The sequence below is a fragment of the Staphylococcus sp. GDH8C109P genome (genome assembly GCF_017893405.1).
In the GTDB taxonomy this organism is placed as follows: Bacteria; Bacillota; Bacilli; order Staphylococcales; family Staphylococcaceae; genus Staphylococcus; species Staphylococcus cohnii.
On record NZ_JAESMX010000001.1, the window covers coordinates 197,362 to 217,624 of the forward strand.

Genomic DNA, 20,263 nt, shown 5'->3' on the forward strand with positions numbered 1-20,263 from the left:
AGTGTTTCCATGAATCATAAACGGATAGCACATCAGATTCTAGCGCGTTTACCTACCCATGTGAACAATGTATCTGTTAGGTATATTGATTCACTGGTAAGGCAATATGCTAGAAATAAGAAAGACTTTAGTGCAATAAAACGCATAATAAATCAAAAACGAAAGAAGGCATTTAATTATGGTAAAAACAGTACAAGACAATACAATCAATATCTTTGATAATCAAATTTATGATAAGGGTGTTAAGGCAAAAGAGATTAAACAGAAATACCATCAGCTAACAAATCGTATTAAACAGCTTAATAGTAAAATTACACATTATCAAAATAATGATGAATTTGCAGAAGCAACAAAATTAAAAAGTCTACAATCAGATTTAGAACAAGAATTAATCGAAGTCGACGAACAACTTAACTCATCAGATTATAAAGTAACTGAAGAAGAATTTGACCAGTTCTATAAGGCATACAACAAAGAAATGACAGGATTTAAGGATGAACATCAAAAACTAGCGAAAGAGATGCAGGATAAACTGCAAGATGTTGTGAAAGTGTATCGTAAAATGATTGAGAATAAAAATGAGGCTGGTCGTCGTATATCTCGTGAACGTTATGTTAAGCAAGAGAAAAATAATCCTGGTAACATTCACAACCAGTATAAAGGCCAAATGCTAGACCATGAAATCAATTTAGGTGATGGCAACAAGTACGACGAACAAACGACTCCTAGAGGCTATGCATGGCAACTGGAGAAAGCATTAGATACCGTTTCTCGTGATGAGTTCCAAAAATATCATTATGGCAAGAAACAATGGTAAGGATGTGAGTATATGCTAACAACAATCAAACAATCAGATAATAACGTTAAATATAATAAGCAAAAGAATCGAATTACAGTACAAGCACTTACAACTGATAAACCTGTAGAAATGGGAACGACCAAAACAGTAGATCCTAACTATCAGACATTTAAACCATATGAGTTAGATAATAATGTATTTCAAGCATTAAAAGACAATGACAAGCTATGCGTAATGTTAGACAACAATAAAGATAGTAATATCCTAGCATCGATACATCGCGGCAATTTAACAGTGGTAGTTAATAAAGGACTGTATGGACTGTCTATAGAAGTGGATGACAAACCAATTATGCAAGAATTTATAAAGTTAGTGCAGCATAACAAAGTTAAGAGTGTACAAATCTATACAGATGAAGTGACATCGATGAATAAGCTCATTGAAAAGATTGGTAAAATAAAAGCAATTTCTATTAATACTAGATAATATAAAGTAGCATTATGACGGCGTTCATGGTATAATATAGATATTAAAGATATACTAAATCTTTAATGTTGAGCGCTCAGTATTAAAGTCTAAATTAGCCATTGGGCATTTAACTCCTTGTTATTTTCATTAGTTCCTAGTTCTTCTGTACGTTGGTTTAGGCCATCACTATTAATTGGTGGTGGTCTTTTCTTAAAGTATATATGTGAAATTAATCACAATGATATATGTGGAACGCATTCAATGTGTAGCAGATACTTCAACATAGTATATAAAAGCACATGCAGTTATAAGACCCAAGTATTAAAGGTGCAGGCAAATAATGAGCATAGATAATAAAGCGCCATCTGTTATAAAGTGCCCAAGCATTAAAGACACTGTGTATTAAAGCACACTGCTTATTAAGGTGGATAGTTTAGAGGACTGCACAATAAAGGATACAGTGAATAAGCAACCTATGTTAAAGATCAGACTATTGAACACAGAGTTTATAAGGTCATTACATTAAGTAATCAAACTCATTGTGTAAAGAGTTTCATTTGTTTGTTGTGATTGTTCATTGATAATAAAAGAGAAGAAACAAATTATAATTTAAAATGATTCAATCAATTAACTTAAATCATTTGTTCTTATTTAACTAACATTAATTGTTTGTTGATGTTCTTTTGTTTAGTTTCATTGTTGATTGTGTTCAGAATATAAATGATTTCTATTGTTGATTCAATTCATTTGTGAAGTTCAATTTTGAAGTTCATTCATCAAATCAAAAGCAAATGTTAAAGACAAAAGTAAATTGAGATTTGAATTACAAAAATGTTTGTGTGAATAAATTTAAAAAGTAAATCGAAAATTAAATTAAGATTCTGAAATAATAAAAATAAATATTAATTATTATTATATTAGATGATAAGTAACAACAATATGAGAAGCACAAACGAGTTACTAATCGTTATGACTAAGCGTGAATGGTTTGCTTATATACAATGGTGTTTGTAGCCATTTAGAGAGCGATACAGTGCATATATAGATGATTATATATTAAGTGTTACAAGCTGTTATATAGTGCGTGAAAGCTACTTAAATAGATTGATTAAAAGCGAAGTTTTAAGTGATAAATATACTTAAATAAGGCAAGTGTGAATTAGATGGTATGAAAAATTTTAATGGGATAGATAATTTAATCGGGCAGTGAAAATAATACTGGAGATTATAAAAAATAAAATGAAATTCGAAAAAATAATTTCTGAATTTAAAGGGAGGCGTTGAATTTGCGCCCATCCTTTTTAAAAATGAATTAAACGAGCCCGTCTTTTCTGTAACCGCAACTTGATATTAAAAGGTAAAATTGTGTAATTTTTCACAATAATTACTAACGAAAAAGTCTAATTTAAGCGATTTACGGCACGTAATGACCTGTAATCCATGTAACCATTCATTCAATGCAATATAGAGCTTCTCACAGAGCCTAGTTTTTGATGAAATAACTACGTCTCTATTAATGCTTGTAATATTAAGCTTTGTATTATTTCTCTTTCATCTTTTCGTGGATAGGCGCAATATACAACATAAGCAAATAATTGTGAGTGTTAGTTACCAAAACATTGCAGGTCAATCGATATTCGAGATTGGACGTAGATTGAAACATGTGAAAGAAAATGACCTTGTTCATGGAGAATTCAGAAATTGGGTTAAAAAATTGGTTTGAGTAAAAGCTCTGCAAATGAATTTGGAGAAAATTATAACGGAGCGCTCCGTTCATATGGACAGCATAAAACGCATCAATTAGCGACTATGCCTGAAGAACAACGCAATCACGTTATTGAAAATGGTATTGAAACAAACAACGGTAACAAGTCAAACGATGAAGCAACAACTAGAGAATTAGAAGAATACAAAAAACAACTCAAACAACGCGACGAAGAAAAAACTCAACTCGAATCCCAACTTGAACAAGCACAACGTTCTGAATCAATTGCACGTAAACAATAACTTAAATAAGTTTAAAATTTATTACTATATTAATTTAAATGAGTTGTCTACAAATCTAGACAACGCTCAAAAAGACAATTTCTTAAATGCACCAAAGTCATTACAAAAAGAAGTTATGAAAAAGAATATTTATAATTCCGTTCAAAATTACAACGAAGTCCAACAGTTGGACGGTGACCAACTAAAAAACGACCACGTGGTCGCATTTGTGTATGAATTCTTTAGAATTAGCGTCGAGATTTTCCGACAATAAGACAGCGCTGACTTTATTACTAAAGAATACGAGCGAGCGCTCGCTTAAAAAATACATAATATTTATAGGAGATGATATAAATGTCACAGAGAAAACTATTATCACAACAAAAAGCTTATCGTACCAAAGATGTACAAGAACAAAGAAATGCGACTGAGAAAGCTATGAATGAGCTTACACCTTTATCAAAAGAGCCACCCGATTTTTTAGACGATGATGCTATTCAAGAATGGTATAGAGTGCTTCCACTTATTAATGAATTACCTATAAAAGATTTAGACAAAGGTCTGCTTGCTACTTATTGCCAAACATATAGTAACTACAAAAATGCCACACTCAAAATTCAAGAAGAAGGTATGGTGGTTGTGACTGAACGTGGAAGTAAACTCTCACCTCATTACACAATACAAAGGGATAGCGTGAATACAATGAACGCCATTTGTCCCAAATTAGGCTTAACTGTTGAGGCACGTCTCAAGATTATGGAACCTAAGACAAAAAATGAGTATGATCCCGTAGGTGATTTTGTGACAGGTAAGAAGCCTAAATCAGTATATGAAGAGTTTGGCATAGGCAAAGATGATTAATAGTTTATAAAAATGTGATAAATGCTAATAATTAAAGAAATGAGGTTATACAATGCTTCTAAAATCATATAAGCAAGTATTAAGATATTATCCTGCAGAAAAGATAACCGAATACGAGCTATTAACTGCTTATAACCCCGTGTTTATTAATCGTAAAATACAAACCATTGAAGAACAAATCGAATGTATGTATAGCCTTAATACATCACACATGACATGTGATGATGTGATGGGTGTAGTCACAACTTCATATCCTTTAGAAAAGTTAGTATGTTGGATTGTTGAGAAAAAAGACGAGCTGGATAGATATAAAAAACAATCAAATAAACGACTGAATTTGGTTAAAAAACTAATCAAACACTATCCTTCGTATGAACAAAAGGATATCATTCGATACATGCAGTCAAATGGCTCATATAAGCCACACAAAACGATTGAGAAACTGCAAAAAGATTTATATCAAGTCCATCATAAAAACCGTTCACAACGCCGTGAGAAGCACATACAAGCCAATAAAGTGATTTATAATGACTATATCGAAACAAAACGTAAAAGCCTGCAAAATGAACGTGAGGTGCTTGCCATATGATTATTGAGCATCAAGATGTGAACTATAAAATGTTATCCAAGTATATGTTGAACTATCACAGACTTTGTGACTGGTACATCAACAGACCTCATAACGTCAATGACCTTCAGTACCGAAATATATGTGATGTGGTTAAAGGTATAACTGCTGTATATAATAATTCTTCTTTATTAAAGCAACAAGTTATCAAGTTGACGTGGTGGGACAAGGAAAACTTATCAGATGACGTTATTTGCGACATCATCGGTATTAAACAAAGGGCATTGTTGCGTGCTAGAACGTCTATATTAGACCGATTGTCGAGTGAAATTGGCTATGTATGATAAAAAAACGATTAAACAGTTTATATTGAGTTGTCACGAGCATATTAACGATGATTATGAAGATAAACCCATTGAAACAGATGATTTCTTTGAGTTAGGTGCTGAAGTTGGCCATAAGCGTATAGATCAAATGGATACAGAAGATGCGATATTTTTAAACGAGCTAGAATTGGCCGCCGAAACAGTAGGAACATTCAAAGAGTTTAATTTGTTTTTACTGATGGTAGAGGGGAAAACTTACAAAGATATGGCTCGTATATTCAAAGTAGGTGAGCAGAGAGTTAAGCAGATGTTAGACAAGTTAATAGTTAAAATGATTGAATATTTGCAATATAACTAAAATTGTATATAATAGGTAATGGAATCACTTATCACTTTCTAACGAATACGCACTAGACGACTTTTAAAGTCGTCTTTTTTCTTTGGTTATTATACAACTAAATTTTTTCTTTTAATCACATTGGAGTGAGTATAAAATAGGCTTATTCTGATATTTAATGCTATAGTAAACTTACATACAGCTATATATATTATTTTATAATTATTAATTTTTACATATAACAATTGCCCAAGTATGTTATGGGATGGTTATTTGCTTGATAGTTCAATGTCATGTTAAAATGTATTTATCAGTTTTTAGCATTATAACTCTTAATTTATAAGGCAGACGGTCTAGTCTGTCTTTTTTTATTTACATATACGAACTAGAGTTCTATTATATTTACGAGGTGATTATAAATGAAACCCAATTTAGACTGGAATAAAGAGTTTCAAGAGTTTCAAGATATTTTGAATTCAGGAATAAATCCCGAATGGTTATATAATGCTAAAGCAAATTTGATACTTAATCCAGCATATACTGGACAAGGGAAACAATTTTTCTTTACTAAAGATATTATTGAAGCCAGTAAAAGAATTCCTTTTTATTAAATTAAATATTGAAAGTAGGTATTTAAAATCAATAAACGACTTCAAAAAGAAAAACTATGGAGTAGATATAAATATGAAGTTTTGTGGCATGATCACAATACTTATAATGACATTAGATATTTGATGAATAACGATGCTGAAATCGAATTAGTTCAGCAAAAAATTCAATACGCATTAAGTAAGAAACCATCTAAAGGTTCAATAATTAATGCCTTTTGTCATATGTGGGGGTATTTCAAAAAGATAAGCACCGAACAAGAAAAACAGAAATTTATAAAATTAAAAACAGATTTTGAAAATCAATTAATAAATGAAAGAAATTTAATTGATTTTATTAAGAGGTTAGCAGATTTATATGAAGTTTCTTATTTAAAACAGTCCTCTATTATAAGTGATCCAAATCTAAATAGGTGAGTATAATTTATAGGTAGTTATTATAACTTTGATCTACTTTTTAATATTTAAATTAATTTAATATCTTTATTGCTATTTATGTTATACATTTGATTATATTACAAATAAATAACCAAGGAGATTATATATGGATTACAAAAAAGAAATCAACAAAATAGGTTGGAACTCAAAAGAAGTAGAAAATAGAATCGAAAGTTTAATAGATGATGGATTTATAAGTTCAAAAGAAAATGACAATGAAAATATAGAGAATCTTATTGAAAAAGAAAGTGATAACTCTACACTAAATGAATTTTTAAATAAATAAAAAACCTATAGGCTTATTTCATATAAATTTGTTAAGTGTGTTGACTGATTTGATTATATTATTACAAGAAAAAATCCAGATCAGAAAGACCTTATAATCTATAGTATGTTAATTATAATTATATGTTTAATGGCCATTTTTACAATTTGACACATTATTTTAAATTATGCAATTTAATAAGAAAAGACAAGCACAAAGCCTGTCTTTTCTTACTTGTGTGTTTTAATAATAATAATAAAGGAATGTGAATTGTATGTCTATTTAAAAATTATCATTTCCTCATAGTTTGGTCAAGCAAAATAAAAACATTCACCTGTTGGTGAGCGTTAGTAACTAAATTTATCATTACATGTTCGTTGATTGTCATTTTACTTAGGGATTCTATTAACAAAAATAATTTTCGAGTTAGACAAAATTGACGCATTAAATATCCCCTAATATATGTATTTTAATTAGTTGATGCAACGCAGACCAAATGTTAAAACTATACATTAAGGTTATTTGATAACTTTGAGCAAATTTTAAGCGTGATGTTATACATTTGGATTTGAATATATTAGAGAACTCTAAATTGAAGAGTCTGTAAAAAATTTACTCATATCTGAGTGATTTAGATTATCCAACTGGTAATAACTATAGCAATACTTGTAAAATAGAGAGGGCGTAAAATGCTAACCCATAAGGAGTGAATGAATCATTAGGGCAGGCCAAAATCCAATTTGCCCCCCCAGATTTGTAGACTCGGTGATTTTTTTACCTGTTCTTTATTACACTATTAATTAAAATTGAGTAACAGCTCAAAAAAGTGCATGTACTAATGAAAACTCTAGTTTTAATATTGTTTATGTTTCTATATATATGAATATATGTTTAGCAATATAAAAATGGTAATAAATGTAATAATAAGTTTGTAAATCCCATACTTCTCTATCTTATAAAAGGTAGGGATGTATTTTGCGTTCTGAGAGAAGATTTGTGTTGTATTAAGAAGTTATAAGATGGATAATTATATATACAATACTTATATAGGATGAATTGTAAATGAATGAGATTTGTTTTTTATAATAGAATTAAATGACGGTACATTTTTCGTGAGTATGTAGAAAACGTTTGGAAAATTGATGAAAGTTTAGCTTTAAAACGGTTTGATAAAAGTAATAAAAAAGCGTTACAGAGTTAGGGCGTTACAGGAATTAAATCAAAACGAAATATCAGCTATAAAGGAAGATATGACAAAGAGCGAAGCACTTAAATTCGTAAGAGACACTGCTGTTAAAAGAAGAACTTTAAATAAAAATCAAAAGTTAAATGTTGTTCTTAATACCAAAGATTTAATAGAAGAATTGCAAGAGAAATCAAAAGAAAATAGATTAGCAAATTTGAAACAAAACAAACCGAAAAGCCCAGTTGAACCTATCGGTAAAAAAGTCAAGACACCAGTAAAAGAAAACGCTGAATTGGCTAAATTAGCAGGCGTTTCTGAAACAACATTAAAAAGAGCTAAGAAAGTAAAAAAATCAGTAACATTGGTCGTACAAAAATGTTTAACCAAAAGTATGTACTCAAAAATGAGTGTGTAAAAAGTACACACACAAAAAGTTTATGTGCTATTACTCAAAAATGAGTATGAGGTTTGGTTTCTCAAAAAAAGAGCAAGCAATGTACACGGTCAAAAATGACCACGTACTGTTATCCAAAAAAAAGACGACAGCAAACGGACAAAAAAGTCTGATTGTATATAAGTGAAAATGAAGAACGTAAAGAGTTCACTTATTCTGAACGAATGGATTATGCACAACAGCTAGAAAGAATAGAAGCCAAAAAATCTAAAGATAGAATGGCGGTAAAAAAACAAGGTGTGGACCTCGGTCCACAGGTAAAAAAAGGAAAGACTAGAGATATAGTCGGAGAAGCTACTGGTTTTGGAAATAGATATTAGACTTAAAATGAAAATGGGGACTAAATGGGGACGCGAAATTCAAAACGTATCAAAACGAATGACACTATAAAATATAAAAAATGCCGACACCACAAGCTTTTTGACAACTAGCGATATCGAGTGAAAATGAGAAAATGACTTACTAATCCCCTCGAAGGGAATCGAACCCCTATTCTAAGAACCGGAATCTTATGTGTTATCCATTACACTACGAGGGGTAAATAACAATAATATTAGTGTACAAATCTTATAAGTGTTGGTCAACAATAATTTATACAGTTTAAGGAAATTCTAAGCGTTATTTTTTGACCATATTTGACTTTTAGGTTAAAATAAATTTATCAGTTAGAAATAAGGAGGCAATATTAATGAATTTAATACCTACAGTAATTGAAACTACAAACCGTGGGGAACGTGCTTATGATATTTACTCACGTTTATTAAAAGACCGTATTATTATGTTAGGTTCACAAATTGACGATAATGTAGCAAACTCTATCGTATCACAATTATTATTTTTACAGGCACAAGATGCTGAAAAAGATATCTATCTTTACATTAACTCACCGGGTGGTAGTGTAACTGCTGGATTTGCTATTTACGATACAATCCAACACATTAAACCAGATGTACAGACAATTTGTATCGGTATGGCAGCATCAATGGGGTCATTCTTACTTTCAGCAGGTGCAAAAGGTAAACGTTTTGCATTACCTAATGCTGAAGTAATGATTCACCAACCATTAGGCGGTGCACAAGGTCAAGCAACTGAAATTGAAATTGCCGCTAACCATATTCTAAAAACACGTGCTAAATTAAACAAAATTTTAGCTGAACGTACTGGTCAATCAATTGAAAAAATTGAAAAAGATACTGACCGTGATAATTTCTTATCAGCAGAAGAAGCTAAAGAATACGGATTAATCGATGAAGTTATGGTGCCAGAATCATAATATTTTGCATAAGTAAATTAGGATAAACAGATTATAAAACAAGTCACGACAATGTATGACTATTTCCAAATGTATGATGCATAAGGAAATAGTTGGCATGCGTGACTTGTTTTTTATATATATTGAAACTATAAATTGTGTTTATTTAATAGATTTTGCTTTTTTATAAATTAATAAAATTGAAATAGCTAAGGTTAACAAACCAATGATTAATAAAGTTATTGAAATAAAGATCATTATTGCAGGTTTTTCAAATGCTGAAATACCACTGGTGATGAGGAGCAAGCCTGCAATGAATAATAAGGTATGGCTAAAACTATCTCGTTTCATTTTTAATGGTACCTTTCTTAATGAACTAAATTTTCTAGTGCAAGTTTTAGGTTAGGATATTTAAATTCAAAATCTAGTGCTTGTAATTTATTAGGTAAAACTTTTTGAGTATCAAGTACTACTGTAGACATTTCTCCTAAGACAAGTCTGAGCGCAAATGATGGCACCCACGTATAATGTGGACGATGTACCTCTCTTGCAATGGTATAACCAAACATATTTTGATGTTCTGCGATAGGTGATGTGAAATTAAATACGCCGTGCGCTTTATCATTATTGATGGTATAGAGTATCGCTCTTGTTAGATCTTCAATATGAATCCAAGAATACCATTGTCTACCACTACCAATTTTACCGCCGACATTTAATTCATAAGGTAATTTCATTAATGGTAATGCACCACCTTTATTTGATAATACCATTCCAAATCTACCAATAATAACACGTGTTCCAAAGGATTCAAATTGACGTGCTAATCGTTCCCACTGATATATTACTTCAGATAAAAAGTCGAATGGTAATGTTTGATACAACTCAGTATATGTACGTGTTAAATCAGGTTTATAATAACCTACAGCGCTAGCGTTAAAGAATACAGATGGTTTTTGCTTTCTGTTTTTGAAAAGGTCGTATAATGCCTGAGTTGATTGTAATCGACTTAGCATAATGTTTTGTTTATGTGAGGAAGTCCATCTGTTATTTAAGCTAGCACCGGCCAAATTGATGACAATATCAATATCTGGAATTTGGTTTTCCCAATTTGGTTCTGACCAATTTACATATGTGATTTTAGGATGTGATGTAGCGTGTTTTTGTCTTGTTAATATCGTGATTTTTGAATCACTTTGTTGTATTGCCTCGATTAGCTGCGTACCTACTAGACCAGTACCGCCCGTAATTAGATAGTGTTTCATAGTATCACCTCATAGAATTGTAGTATTGAATCGTGCAGGCTTTAAAAGTAAAAATCTCATGCTTAGTATGACAAAATTTATTCGAATTTTGTTCAAAAATATGTCATTTACTAGACCTAAGATGTATTTAAAATAAAATCAGATGTCGTTATAATAAAGGTACCTTCGATATTAATTAATCATCTCTTAATTATTTCGAGTATACCCCATAATATACTAGCGAAGGTAAAATTTTGACTCCCTTTAGTAGAGGTCTATACGATTATCGTGTAGGCCTAATTTTTATACCTTTTAATTATATATTTTTGAATAATAAGAAATAATTTTGATGTCGTTTTAAAAAGGCAATTGAAGTACTACATATTATAAAATAAATAAGGCAATAATGCCAAAAGCGAGTAAAAGTAAAAAAAGAACGAGTATAAAAAGTTTATGGCGTGTTTTGATTGGAACGTTTAATTCATCATTGTCATTTTCGGTCATCATATGTCGTAAACCTTTAAGTTTTTGTTGTGATTGATCTGTTTCGTTAAATAAGTCGTACTTTTTCAAAATCTAGTCACATCCTGTTATGATATTACTGACAATAGTAGAAAAATTTAAGTGAAAGTGTTGAAACAATCATTGAAATTAGATTACTATGAAGTTAAAAATAAAAATGTTGTATATGATTATTTTACTATAGTTTGGAAGACAAAGTAACAACTACATTAAAATGTGGTTAATATGGTTGTTTAATCAAAGAAATAGTGTAAAATATAGTTCTAACATGAAGTTAAATGCCATTTGAAAATGATGATTTGATATAAATTGAAGTGAGGGGAGCATATGCCTAAGCATAATCAAAATAATAATTTTGATGATAAAGATAATAAAAAAATGAGTGGTTTTGCAAAACTTATCAGTGGATTAATTGTGCTACTACTTATAGGTGGATTAGTTTTTGCAATTTTTGCATTCGTAGATCATTCAAATAAGGCCAATGAACGTTTGGCAGACCAAAAACAAGAAGAAAAAGACAAAAAGAAAGAAAAAACAAAGGAACAAAAAGACAAGAAAAAAGAAAAGTCAACTGAAGAAACACAACAAACACAACAGACACAGCAAACTCAACAAGTTCCTCAAACGCAACAAACGCAACAGACACAACAAACACAACAAACACAGCAGCCTAGAACACAAGAACGAAGAACTACGGAAGAAAAAGATTCGCCTGAAAAAACAAAAGAAGAACGTACTACTGAAGAACGCTCGACAGAAGAAAAAACAACTGAACCATCCACAGAGGAAAAAACAACCGAAGAAAAGACGAGTGAACCATCAACTGAAGAGCGCACATCTGAGCCTTCGACAGAAGAGAAGACCGATGAGCCTTCTACACAACAACGAAGTACGCAACAAAATACCCAACAACGTTCAACACAAAACAATAATTCAAATTCAGAAAAAAGTTCGCAATCATCTGATGAAGATTAAATAGAATTAGAAAAATATATGCTTAGAACACGTGCTGTCATATGACAGTGCGTGTTTTTTGTAATGATTAATGGAACTTAAACTCTGAAATAAAATATCGTGAATTATTTATAATACGAAAATACGAATCAGATAAGATAAAGAAAAAGAAAGCTTAAAATAGCATACTTACTAAATATGAAATGAATGACAATAGCAATATGATGGATAAGCAGCCACCTAAACAACCAAAAGGTCCCAAATGACAGCCAATGTGTTTGTTATAATTAAAAGATTGATATGGGTTATTGTGAGAACTTGCTTTTGATTGTTTAAAATAATCGTCATCTTTATATCTCTGATCTTCTGGGTCTATAACTTCTGGTTGTTTATTGTTAGACATGTATATTCCTCCTGATAAATACTTTTTAAATGTATATTTATTTTAAGCATAAATAATGATTGATTCAATGAAACGCATGTTGATGAAGTGATTAAAAAAATATCATTAAAAAATTAATGGGTAAATGATTAGTAAAATATAGAATCGGGTATAGTAATTTTATAGAGAAAGGAATTATAAAAGTTTAGAATTTATTTTATTTAAGACAAAAGTATTTCTCTTGCTTTTTTAAATGTATAGTAGTATTATTGCAAATATAAGAGGTTATATTTTTTTGTCCCAGTAGGGACGGAAAAAGTCAATCTATGGTTAGAACTTGACCCTTGTATATAGAAACGGAGGAGGATAGTAGTGAAAGACTTGATAAAAATTCAACAAAAGTTAGTTCCAGAAATTGTTGAAAAGATGTATCGTCGTTTTTCAATACTCACTACTATCGCTCAGTACCAACCCGTCGGTAGACGTAGTTTAAGTGAATATATGGATTTAACAGAAAGAGTATTGCGTTCTGAAACAGACGTTTTAAAGAAGCAAGCGCTTATCAAAGTTAAACCTACAGGTATGGAAATCACTGAAGCTGGTGAAACGACAGTACGCCAATTAAACAGCTATTTTAACGTTTACTCGGATGATCATCACCTTGCTCAAATTATCAAAGAAAAATATGACATTAAAGATGTTTATGTCATTCCAGGTGATTCAGACACTGATAAAACGGTTAAAATTGAGTTGTCTAAACAAGCGGGACAGCTAGTTGAAGATGTTTTATATGATCACGCAACAGTGGCAGTTACAGGTGGCTCGACGATGGCATACGTAAGTGAATCTATGCATCGCCAACCTTACGACGTATTTTTTGTACCCGCTCGAGGTGGACTTGGTGAAAATGTTGTATATCAAGCCAATACGATTGCTGCTAGTATGGCGCAGCAAACAGATGGAGATTATACAACACTTTATGTGCCAGATAATGTCAGTGAAACAACCTATAACACACTTATGTTAGAACCGTCAGTGATACACACCTTAGAGAAGATTAGAGAAGCGAATATTACAATCCACGGCATTGGTGATGCGCTGAAGATGGCGCGAAGACGTCAATCACCTAGTGAAGTTATTGAAAAACTTCAACATCACAATGCCTCGGGAGAAGCATTTGGATATTATTTCGATGAACAAGGGCAAATCGTTCACAAAGTAAAAACGATTGGACTTCAATTAGAAGACCTTGTATCGAAAAAGTTTATCTTTGCCGTTGCTGGGGGTAAATCAAAAGGAGAGGCAATTAAAGCTTATCTTTCGATTGCACCTAAAAACACTGTATTAATCACAGATGAAGGCGCAGCAAGTATTATCGCAAATAATAGTAATAAAAAGTGATTCCACTTTTTAAATATCATTTTAAAGGAGGCCATTATAATGGCAGTTAAAGTAGCAATTAATGGTTTTGGTAGAATTGGTCGTTTAGCATTTAGAAGAATTCAAGATGTAGAAGGAATCGACGTAGTAGCAGTAAACGACTTAACAGATGATGAAATGTTAGCTCATTTATTAAAATATGACACTACACAAGGTCGCTTCACAGGAGAAGTTGAAGTTGAAGAAAATGGTTTCCGCGTTAACGGATTAGAAGTAAAATCATTTTCTGAGCCAAATCCAAGTAAATTACCTTGGGGAGACTTAGATATCGATGTCGTATTAGAATGTACTGGTTTATTCACAGATAAAGAAAAAGCAGAAGCACACATCAATGCAGGCGCTAAAAAAGTATTAATTTCAGCACCAGCTAAAGGTGACTTAAAAACAATCGTATACAACACTAACCACGATACTTTAGATGGTTCAGAAGATGTTGTTTCAGGTGCTTCATGTACTACTAACTCATTAGCACCAGTTGCTAAAGTTTTAAATGATGAATTCGGTTTAATCGAAGGTTTCATGACTACAATTCACGCATATACTGGTGACCAAAGTACACAAGATGCGCCACACAGAAAAGGTGACAAACGTCGTGCGCGTGCAGCTGCTGAAAACATTATCCCTAACTCAACAGGTGCTGCTAAAGCTATCGGCCTAGTAATTCCTGAAATTGATGGTAAATTAGACGGTGGAGCACAACGTGTACCAGTTGCAACTGGTTCATTAACTGAATTAACAGTAGTATTAGATAAAAATGTAAGTATCGAAGACGTAAATAACGCAATGAAAAATGCATCTAACGAATCATTCGGTTATACTGAAGACGAAATCGTTTCTTCTGACGTAATCGGAATGACATACGGTTCATTATTTGATGCAACTCAAACACGTGTTATGACTGTTGGAGATCGTCAATTAGTTAAAGTAGCAGCTTGGTATGATAACGAAATGTCATACACTTCACAATTAGTACGTACATTAGAATATTTAGCAAGTCACGCTAAATAATTTGATGTTCACTTTAGCTTAACAAGTATAGCGTTGTGAAATTGAATCAATAAGCTTAGGAGTAAGCGGGGAGCTCAACGCTTCTCCGCTTATTTTACTTTATTCATCCATCTAAAGGAGGAAGATTACATGACAAAAAAAATTGTATCTGATATAGAGTTAAAAGGTAAAACTGTACTTGTACGTGCAGATTTTAACGTACCTATGAAAGACGGTGAAATTACGGATGACAACCGTATCGTTCAAGCTTTACCAACTATAAAATATATTATAGAGCAAGGTGGTAAAGTCGTTTTATTCTCTCACTTAGGAAAAGTTAAAGAAGAAAGTGATAAAGCAGAATTAACTTTAAAACCTGTAGCTAATGCATTAGCTGAAAAATTAAATAAAGACGTGGCATTTGTTCCTGAAACACGTGGAACACAATTAGAACAATCTATCAAAGCCTTAAATGAAGGTGATGTGTTATTAGTTGAAAATACACGTTTTGAAGATTTAGAAGGTAAAAAAGAGTCTAAAAATGACCCTGAATTAGGTAAATACTGGGCATCATTAGGTGATGTCTTCGTAAATGATGCATTTGGAACGGCACACCGTAAACACGCGTCAAACGTAGGTATTGCAGCACACTTAGAAACTGTAGCAGGTTATCTAATGGAAAAAGAAATTAGATATATCGGTGGCGTTGTAGAAAACCCGGCTAAACCTGTTGTTGCAATTCTTGGTGGTGCTAAAGTTTCAGATAAAATTGGTGTAATCACTAACTTATTGAAAATTGCAGATAAAGTGCTTATTGGTGGCGGTATGTCATACACATTCTTCAAAGCTCAAGGTAAAGAGATTGGCTTATCTTTATTAGAAGAAGATAAAGTAGACTTTGCAAAAGAATTGTTAGAAAAAGCAGGAGATCAAATCGTATTACCTGTAGATTGTAAAGTTGCAAAAGAATTTTCTAATGATGCGAAGATTACAGAAGTTTCTGTAGATGATATACCTGCAGATCAAGAAGCAATGGATGTTGGTCCAAAAACTGTGGAATTATTCAAAGAAAAATTACAAGGTGCACATACTGTAGTATGGAATGGACCTATGGGCGTATTTGAATTCAGTAATTTTGCAAAAGGTACAATTGGTGTTTGTGAAGCAATTGCTGAGATGAAAGATGCAAACACAATCATCGGTGGTGGTGACTCAGCTGCAGCTGCGATTTCATTAGGATATGCAGATGACTTTAGTCACATTTCAACTGGTGGCGGTGCGTCATTAGAATATCTTGAAGGTAAAGAACTGCCAGGTGTAGTTGCGATTGCTAATAAATAATCGCTAATTTACGAGCAAAACTTGATTAAACAATAATCATAATTTACTAATAGGAGTGTATATAATGAGAAAACCAATTATTGCGGGTAACTGGAAAATGAACAAAACGGTTCAAGAGGCTAAAGATTTTATTAACGAATTACCAGCATTACCAGATACTAAAGAGGTAGAATCAGTCATTTGTGCTCCAACAATTCAATTAGATGCTTTAGTAACAGCAGTTAATGAAGGTAAAGCACAAGGCTTACAAATTGGCGCACAAAATGCCTTTTATGAAGATAACGGTGCATTTACAGGTGAAACATCACCAGTAGCATTAGCTGATTTAGGTGTGAAATATGTTGTTATTGGACACTCAGAACGTCGTGAAATCTTCCATGAAACAGATGAAGATATCAACAAAAAAGCACATGCTGTATTCAATCACGGTATGACACCAATTATTTGTGTTGGTGAAACAGACGAAGAACGTGAAAGTGGCAAAGCTAATGAAGTTGTTGGCAACCAAGTGAAAAAAGCTGTAGAAGGCTTATCAGAAGCACAATTGAAACAAGTTGTTATCGCATATGAACCAATTTGGGCAATCGGTACTGGTAAATCATCAACTGCAAAAGATGCCAATGAAATGTGTGCATTTGTAAGACAAACAATCACAGATTTATCTGGACAAGCAGTTGCCGATGCAACACGTATTCAATATGGCGGTAGTGTTAAACCTAACAACATAAAAGAATACATGGCAGAATCAGACATTGATGGCGCATTAGTAGGTGGCGCATCACTTAAAGTGGATGATTTTGTACAATTGTTAGAAGGTGCAAAATAATATGGCTAAACAACCAACTGCATTAATTATTTTAGATGGTTTTGCAAATAGAGAAAGTGAGCATGGTAATGCTGTAAAACTAGCTAATAAACCTAATTTTGATCGTTATTATAATCAGTATCCAACAACCCAAATCGAAGCAAGTGGCTTGGATGTTGGACTTCCTGAAGGTCAAATGGGTAATTCAGAAGTTGGACATATGAACATTGGTGCTGGACGCATTGTTTATCAAAGTTTAACGCGTATCAATAAATCTATTGAAGACGGCGATTTCTTTGAAAATGATGTATTGAATCAAGCCATTCAACATGTAAAAGGTAATGACTCAGCACTTCATATTTTTGGTTTATTATCAGATGGTGGTGTGCACAGCCATTACAAACATCTATTTGCTTTATTAGAATTAGCCAAAAAGCAAGGCGTTGACAAAGTTTATGTACATGCGTTTTTAGATGGACGTGATGTAGATCAAAAATCTGCGCTTAAATATATCGAAGATACAGAAGCTAAGTTTAAAGAACTAGGCATTGGCCAATTCGCATCTGTTTCAGGTCGTTATTACGCAATGGACCGTGATAAACGCTGGGATAGAGAAGAAAAAGCTTATAACGCAATTCGTAACTTTGGTGGAGAAACATTTGAATCAGCTAAAGCTGGTGTTGAAGCAAACTACGCTAAAGACTTAACTGATGAATTTGTTGAACCATTTATCATCAAAGATCAAAATAATGGTGTAAATGATGGAGATGCAGTCATTTTCTATAACTTCCGTCCTGATAGAGCTGGTCAACTGTCTGAAATCTTTACAGATAAAGCATTTGAAGGCTTTAAAGTGGATCAAGTAAATGATTTATTCTACGCTACATTTACAAAATATAATGATAATGTTGATGCAAAAATTGTTTTTGAAAAAGTTGACTTAACTAATACAATTGGTGAAGTTGCACAAGATAATGGCTTGAAACAGTTACGTATAGCGGAAACTGAAAAATTCCCACATGTCACTTATTTTATGAGTGGTGGCCGCAATGATGAATTTGAAGGCGAACGTCGTAGATTGATTGACTCACCTAAAGTTGCGACTTATGATCTTAAACCAGAAATGAGTGCTTATGAAGTCAAAGACGCACTCATTGAAGAGTTAAATAAAGGTGATTTAGACTTAATCTTACTAAACTTTGCCAACCCTGATATGGTAGGTCACAGCGGTATGCTTGAACCTACGATTAAAGCAATTGAAGCGGTTGATGAATGTTTAGGTGAAGTCGTAGATAAAATTGTTGATATGGGTGGTCATGCTATTATTACAGCTGACCATGGTAACTCAGATATGGTATTGACTGATGATGAGCAACCGATGACGACACATACGACTAATCCTGTACCAGTGATTGTTACTAAAGAAGACGCAACTTTACGTGAAACAGGTCGACTAGGTGATTTAGCACCTACATTGTTAGATTTGTTACAAGTCAAACAACCTGAAGACATGACTGGTGAATCACTCATCAAACATTAATTTGATAGAAACAATATATGGACTAAAATCAGCAACATAAAAGCGTGTCACAGTTTAAAATTTGCTTAAAAGACTGATGACACGCATAATCAAATTGAAGTAATTAAATTATTTGTATTTATAGCATTTATAGCTATAATGAAGATGAAATTTAATATTTCTAAACTACTTATTATAAAGGAGATTACAAACATGCCAATTATTACAGATGTTTACGCTCGCGAAGTCCTTGACTCACGTGGCAACCCAACAGTGGAAGTAGAAGTATTAACTGAAAGTGGTGCATTTGGACGCACACTTGTACCATCAGGTGCTTCTACTGGTGAGCACGAAGCAGTAGAATTACGTGACGGAGACAAAACACGTTATTTAGGTAAAGGTGTAACGAAAGCTGTTGAAAATGTAAATGAAATTATTGCACCTGAATTAATTGAAGGTGAATTTTCAGTATTAGAACAAGTTTCAATTGATAAAATGATGATTCAATTAGATGGAACTGAAAATAAAGGTAAATTAGGTGCAAATGCTATTCTTGGTGTTTCTATTGCAGTAGCACGTGCAGCAGCTGATTTATTAGGTCAACCACTTTATAAATATTTAGGTGGTTTCAACGGTAAACAATTACCAGTTCCAATGATGAATATTGTAAATGGTGGTTCTCACTCTGATGCGCCAATCGCATTCCAAGAGTTCATGATTCTACCAGTTGGTGCAGAAACATTTAAAGAATCATTACGTTGGGGAGCAGAAATTTTCCACAACTTAAAATCAATCCTTAAAAACCGTGGTTTAGAAACAGCAGTAGGTGACGAAGGTGGTTTCGCTCCTAAATTTGAAGGTACAGAAGATGCTGTTGAAACAATTTTAGAAGCGATTAAAGCAGTAGGTCTAGAACCTGGTAAAGATGTATTCTTAGGCTTTGACTGTGCTTCATCTGAATTCTTCGAAGATGGCGTTTATAACTACGCTAAATTTGAAGGTGAAAATGGTTCAAAACTTACAGCAGAACAACAAGTTGACTATTTAGAAGAATTAGTAAATAAATATCCAATCATTTCTATTGAAGATGGCATGGATGAAAATGACTGGGACGGTTGGAAAGTATTAACTGACCGTATCGGTGACCGTGTTCAATTAGTTGGTGACGATTTATTCGTTACAAACACTGTTAAATTATCAGAAGGTATCGAAAAAGGTATCGGTAACTCAATCTTAATTAAAGTTAACCAAATTGGTACATTAACTGAAACATTTGATGCTATTGAAATGGCTCAAAAAGCTGGATATACAGCAGTAGTATCACACCGTTCTGGTGAAACAGAAGATACAACTATCGCTGATATTGCAGTTGCTACAAATGCAGGCCAAATTAAAACTGGTTCATTATCTAGAACTGACCGTATTGCTAAATACAATCAATTATTACGTATCGAAGATGAATTGTTTGAAACAGGCAAATTCGAAGGTATTAAATCTTTCTACAACTTAGATAAATAATAT

25 protein-coding genes and 1 tRNA gene are annotated in these 20,263 nt (G+C 32.5%); 21 read left to right on the forward strand and 5 right to left on the reverse strand.

All coding sequences use genetic code 11. The features are described 5' to 3' along the window. Positions 1 to 9: 9 nt before the first annotated feature. From KA867_RS00935 to KA867_RS00995, 13 genes are all read left to right on the forward strand, one after another. Positions 10 to 219: a hypothetical protein gene (locus KA867_RS00935; RefSeq protein WP_019469467.1), complete on the forward strand. Its 210-nt coding sequence runs from the start codon at positions 10 to 12 to the stop codon at positions 217 to 219. Further along, on the forward strand, positions 179 to 817 hold the full coding sequence (locus tag KA867_RS00940) for an HAD family hydrolase (protein ID WP_210136764.1): 639 nt from the start codon (positions 179 to 181) through the stop codon (positions 815 to 817). Before KA867_RS00935 ends, KA867_RS00940 begins: the two co-directional genes overlap by 41 nt. Before the next feature lie 12 nt (positions 818 to 829). Then, positions 830 to 1,285 carry a hypothetical protein gene (locus tag KA867_RS00945; protein ID WP_040030199.1) on the forward strand — a complete coding sequence of 152 codons (456 nt, stop codon included), beginning with the start codon at positions 830 to 832 and terminating at the stop codon, positions 1,283 to 1,285. Between the two features lie 1,701 nt (positions 1,286 to 2,986). Continuing rightward, positions 2,987 to 3,274: a hypothetical protein gene (locus tag KA867_RS00950; RefSeq protein WP_245355883.1), complete on the forward strand. Its 288-nt coding sequence runs from the start codon at positions 2,987 to 2,989 to the stop codon at positions 3,272 to 3,274. Between the two features lie 333 nt (positions 3,275 to 3,607). Next, positions 3,608 to 4,114 (forward strand): phage terminase small subunit P27 family, encoded by a 507-nt coding sequence (locus KA867_RS00955; RefSeq protein WP_040030197.1) that lies wholly within the window; start codon positions 3,608 to 3,610, stop codon positions 4,112 to 4,114. 52 nt (positions 4,115 to 4,166) lie between these two features. Next, positions 4,167 to 4,703 carry a spore coat protein gene (locus tag KA867_RS00960; protein WP_192945720.1) on the forward strand — a complete coding sequence of 179 codons (537 nt, stop codon included), beginning with the start codon at positions 4,167 to 4,169 and terminating at the stop codon, positions 4,701 to 4,703. Positions 4,704 to 4,831: 128 nt separating this feature from the next. Then, the gene (locus tag KA867_RS13355; RefSeq protein ID WP_226953594.1) at positions 4,832 to 5,026 is read left to right on the forward strand and encodes a hypothetical protein; all 195 of its coding nucleotides are present in this window, start codon (positions 4,832 to 4,834) and stop codon (positions 5,024 to 5,026) included. Then, positions 5,019 to 5,366, forward strand: coding sequence for a hypothetical protein (locus KA867_RS00970; RefSeq protein ID WP_210136765.1), 348 nt, complete (start codon positions 5,019 to 5,021; stop codon positions 5,364 to 5,366). Before KA867_RS13355 ends, KA867_RS00970 begins: the two co-directional genes overlap by 8 nt. 398 nt (positions 5,367 to 5,764) lie before the next feature. Continuing rightward, positions 5,765 to 5,956 carry a hypothetical protein gene (locus tag KA867_RS00975; RefSeq protein WP_107523577.1) on the forward strand — a complete coding sequence of 64 codons (192 nt, stop codon included), beginning with the start codon at positions 5,765 to 5,767 and terminating at the stop codon, positions 5,954 to 5,956. Positions 5,957 to 6,037: 81 nt separating this feature from the next. Continuing rightward, positions 6,038 to 6,370 (forward strand): DUF1722 domain-containing protein, encoded by a 333-nt coding sequence (locus KA867_RS00980; RefSeq protein ID WP_081357272.1) that lies wholly within the window; start codon positions 6,038 to 6,040, stop codon positions 6,368 to 6,370. A gap of 127 nt (positions 6,371 to 6,497) precedes the next feature. Continuing rightward, positions 6,498 to 6,677 carry a hypothetical protein gene (locus KA867_RS00985; RefSeq protein ID WP_071562172.1) on the forward strand — a complete coding sequence of 60 codons (180 nt, stop codon included), beginning with the start codon at positions 6,498 to 6,500 and terminating at the stop codon, positions 6,675 to 6,677. Between the two features lie 1,229 nt (positions 6,678 to 7,906). Continuing rightward, positions 7,907 to 8,257: a hypothetical protein gene (locus tag KA867_RS00990; RefSeq protein WP_107523574.1), complete on the forward strand. Its 351-nt coding sequence runs from the start codon at positions 7,907 to 7,909 to the stop codon at positions 8,255 to 8,257. 152 nt (positions 8,258 to 8,409) lie between these two features. Then, positions 8,410 to 8,616: a hypothetical protein gene (locus KA867_RS00995; protein ID WP_210136766.1), complete on the forward strand. Its 207-nt coding sequence runs from the start codon at positions 8,410 to 8,412 to the stop codon at positions 8,614 to 8,616. Between the two features lie 146 nt (positions 8,617 to 8,762). Here KA867_RS00995 and KA867_RS01000 read toward each other — a convergent pair. After that, positions 8,763 to 8,834 (reverse strand) — tRNA-Arg (locus tag KA867_RS01000). A 150-nt stretch (positions 8,835 to 8,984) separates the two neighbouring features. On the opposite strand from KA867_RS01000, the gene clpP reads away from it, so the two are divergent. Next, a complete protein-coding gene (gene clpP, locus KA867_RS01005) occupies positions 8,985 to 9,569 on the forward strand; it encodes an ATP-dependent Clp endopeptidase proteolytic subunit ClpP (protein ID WP_019469455.1) in 585 nt (194 codons plus the stop codon). Between the two features lie 141 nt (positions 9,570 to 9,710). Here clpP and KA867_RS01010 read toward each other — a convergent pair whose 3' ends face one another. The 3 genes from KA867_RS01010 to KA867_RS01020 all read right to left on the reverse strand — a co-directional run bounded on the left by KA867_RS01010 (position 9,711) and on the right by KA867_RS01020 (position 11,365). Next, positions 9,711 to 9,899, reverse strand: a complete 189-nt coding sequence (locus tag KA867_RS01010; protein ID WP_210136767.1) for a hypothetical protein — start codon at positions 9,897 to 9,899, stop codon at positions 9,711 to 9,713. 17 nt (positions 9,900 to 9,916) lie between these two features. Next, entirely contained in the window at positions 9,917 to 10,813 is an 897-nt protein-coding gene (locus KA867_RS01015) for a TIGR01777 family oxidoreductase (protein WP_210136768.1), read from the reverse strand. Positions 10,814 to 11,176: 363 nt separating this feature from the next. Then, complete coding sequence (locus KA867_RS01020; RefSeq protein ID WP_210136769.1) at positions 11,177 to 11,365, reverse strand: hypothetical protein; 189 nt, start codon at positions 11,363 to 11,365, stop codon at positions 11,177 to 11,179. 276 nt (positions 11,366 to 11,641) lie between these two features. On the opposite strand from KA867_RS01020, the gene KA867_RS01025 reads away from it, so the two are divergent. After that, positions 11,642 to 12,289, forward strand: coding sequence for a DUF4887 domain-containing protein (locus KA867_RS01025; protein WP_040030212.1), 648 nt, complete (start codon positions 11,642 to 11,644; stop codon positions 12,287 to 12,289). A 154-nt stretch (positions 12,290 to 12,443) separates the two neighbouring features. Here the strand turns inward: KA867_RS01025 and KA867_RS01030 are convergent, their stop codons facing one another. After that, positions 12,444 to 12,671: a hypothetical protein gene (locus KA867_RS01030; protein ID WP_210136770.1), complete on the reverse strand. Its 228-nt coding sequence runs from the start codon at positions 12,669 to 12,671 to the stop codon at positions 12,444 to 12,446. 351 nt (positions 12,672 to 13,022) lie between these two features. On the opposite strand from KA867_RS01030, the gene KA867_RS01035 reads away from it, so the two are divergent. From KA867_RS01035 to eno, 6 genes are all read left to right on the forward strand, one after another. Continuing rightward, positions 13,023 to 14,051, forward strand: a complete 1,029-nt coding sequence (locus KA867_RS01035) for a sugar-binding transcriptional regulator (RefSeq protein WP_210136771.1) — start codon at positions 13,023 to 13,025, stop codon at positions 14,049 to 14,051. Between the two features lie 39 nt (positions 14,052 to 14,090). After that, entirely contained in the window at positions 14,091 to 15,098 is a 1,008-nt protein-coding gene (gene gap, locus KA867_RS01040) for a type I glyceraldehyde-3-phosphate dehydrogenase (protein WP_210136772.1), read from the forward strand. Positions 15,099 to 15,227: 129 nt separating this feature from the next. Next, on the forward strand, positions 15,228 to 16,418 hold the full coding sequence (locus KA867_RS01045) for a phosphoglycerate kinase (RefSeq protein WP_210136773.1): 1,191 nt from the start codon (positions 15,228 to 15,230) through the stop codon (positions 16,416 to 16,418). 64 nt (positions 16,419 to 16,482) lie between these two features. After that, a complete protein-coding gene (gene tpiA / locus KA867_RS01050) occupies positions 16,483 to 17,244 on the forward strand; it encodes a triose-phosphate isomerase (RefSeq protein ID WP_210136774.1) in 762 nt (253 codons plus the stop codon). A gap of 1 nt (position 17,245) precedes the next feature. Further along, the gene (gpmI, locus tag KA867_RS01055; RefSeq protein WP_210136775.1) at positions 17,246 to 18,763 is read left to right on the forward strand and encodes a 2,3-bisphosphoglycerate-independent phosphoglycerate mutase; all 1,518 of its coding nucleotides are present in this window, start codon (positions 17,246 to 17,248) and stop codon (positions 18,761 to 18,763) included. 192 nt (positions 18,764 to 18,955) lie between these two features. Then, positions 18,956 to 20,260, forward strand: coding sequence for a surface-displayed alpha-enolase (eno, locus tag KA867_RS01060; RefSeq protein WP_210136776.1), 1,305 nt, complete (start codon positions 18,956 to 18,958; stop codon positions 20,258 to 20,260). The last annotated feature ends 3 nt before the right edge of the window (positions 20,261 to 20,263 follow it).

Bases quoted from the DNA above. Each gene is read 5' to 3' on its own strand.
- KA867_RS00935 (WP_019469467.1), top strand. From the start codon at position 10: ATGAATCATAAACGGATAGCACATCAGATTCTAGCGCGTTTACCTACC.
- KA867_RS00940 (WP_210136764.1), top strand. From the start codon at position 179: ATGGTAAAAACAGTACAAGACAATACAATCAATATCTTTGATAATCAA.
- KA867_RS00945 (WP_040030199.1), top strand. From the start codon at position 830: ATGCTAACAACAATCAAACAATCAGATAATAACGTTAAATATAATAAG.
- KA867_RS00955 (WP_040030197.1), top strand. From the start codon at position 3,608: ATGTCACAGAGAAAACTATTATCACAACAAAAAGCTTATCGTACCAAA.
- KA867_RS00960 (WP_192945720.1), top strand. From the start codon at position 4,167: ATGCTTCTAAAATCATATAAGCAAGTATTAAGATATTATCCTGCAGAA.
- KA867_RS00970 (WP_210136765.1), top strand. From the start codon at position 5,019: ATGTATGATAAAAAAACGATTAAACAGTTTATATTGAGTTGTCACGAG.
- KA867_RS00975 (WP_107523577.1), top strand. From the start codon at position 5,765: ATGAAACCCAATTTAGACTGGAATAAAGAGTTTCAAGAGTTTCAAGAT.
- KA867_RS00985 (WP_071562172.1), top strand. From the start codon at position 6,498: ATGGATTACAAAAAAGAAATCAACAAAATAGGTTGGAACTCAAAAGAA.
- KA867_RS00990 (WP_107523574.1), top strand. From the start codon at position 7,907: ATGACAAAGAGCGAAGCACTTAAATTCGTAAGAGACACTGCTGTTAAA.
- clpP (WP_019469455.1), top strand. From the start codon at position 8,985: ATGAATTTAATACCTACAGTAATTGAAACTACAAACCGTGGGGAACGT.
- KA867_RS01010 (WP_210136767.1), bottom strand. From the start codon at position 9,899: ATGAAACGAGATAGTTTTAGCCATACCTTATTATTCATTGCAGGCTTG.
- KA867_RS01015 (WP_210136768.1), bottom strand. From the start codon at position 10,813: ATGAAACACTATCTAATTACGGGCGGTACTGGTCTAGTAGGTACGCAG.
- KA867_RS01025 (WP_040030212.1), top strand. From the start codon at position 11,642: ATGCCTAAGCATAATCAAAATAATAATTTTGATGATAAAGATAATAAA.
- KA867_RS01030 (WP_210136770.1), bottom strand. From the start codon at position 12,671: ATGTCTAACAATAAACAACCAGAAGTTATAGACCCAGAAGATCAGAGA.
- gap (WP_210136772.1), top strand. From the start codon at position 14,091: ATGGCAGTTAAAGTAGCAATTAATGGTTTTGGTAGAATTGGTCGTTTA.
- KA867_RS01045 (WP_210136773.1), top strand. From the start codon at position 15,228: ATGACAAAAAAAATTGTATCTGATATAGAGTTAAAAGGTAAAACTGTA.
- tpiA (WP_210136774.1), top strand. From the start codon at position 16,483: ATGAGAAAACCAATTATTGCGGGTAACTGGAAAATGAACAAAACGGTT.
- gpmI (WP_210136775.1), top strand. From the start codon at position 17,246: ATGGCTAAACAACCAACTGCATTAATTATTTTAGATGGTTTTGCAAAT.
- eno (WP_210136776.1), top strand. From the start codon at position 18,956: ATGCCAATTATTACAGATGTTTACGCTCGCGAAGTCCTTGACTCACGT.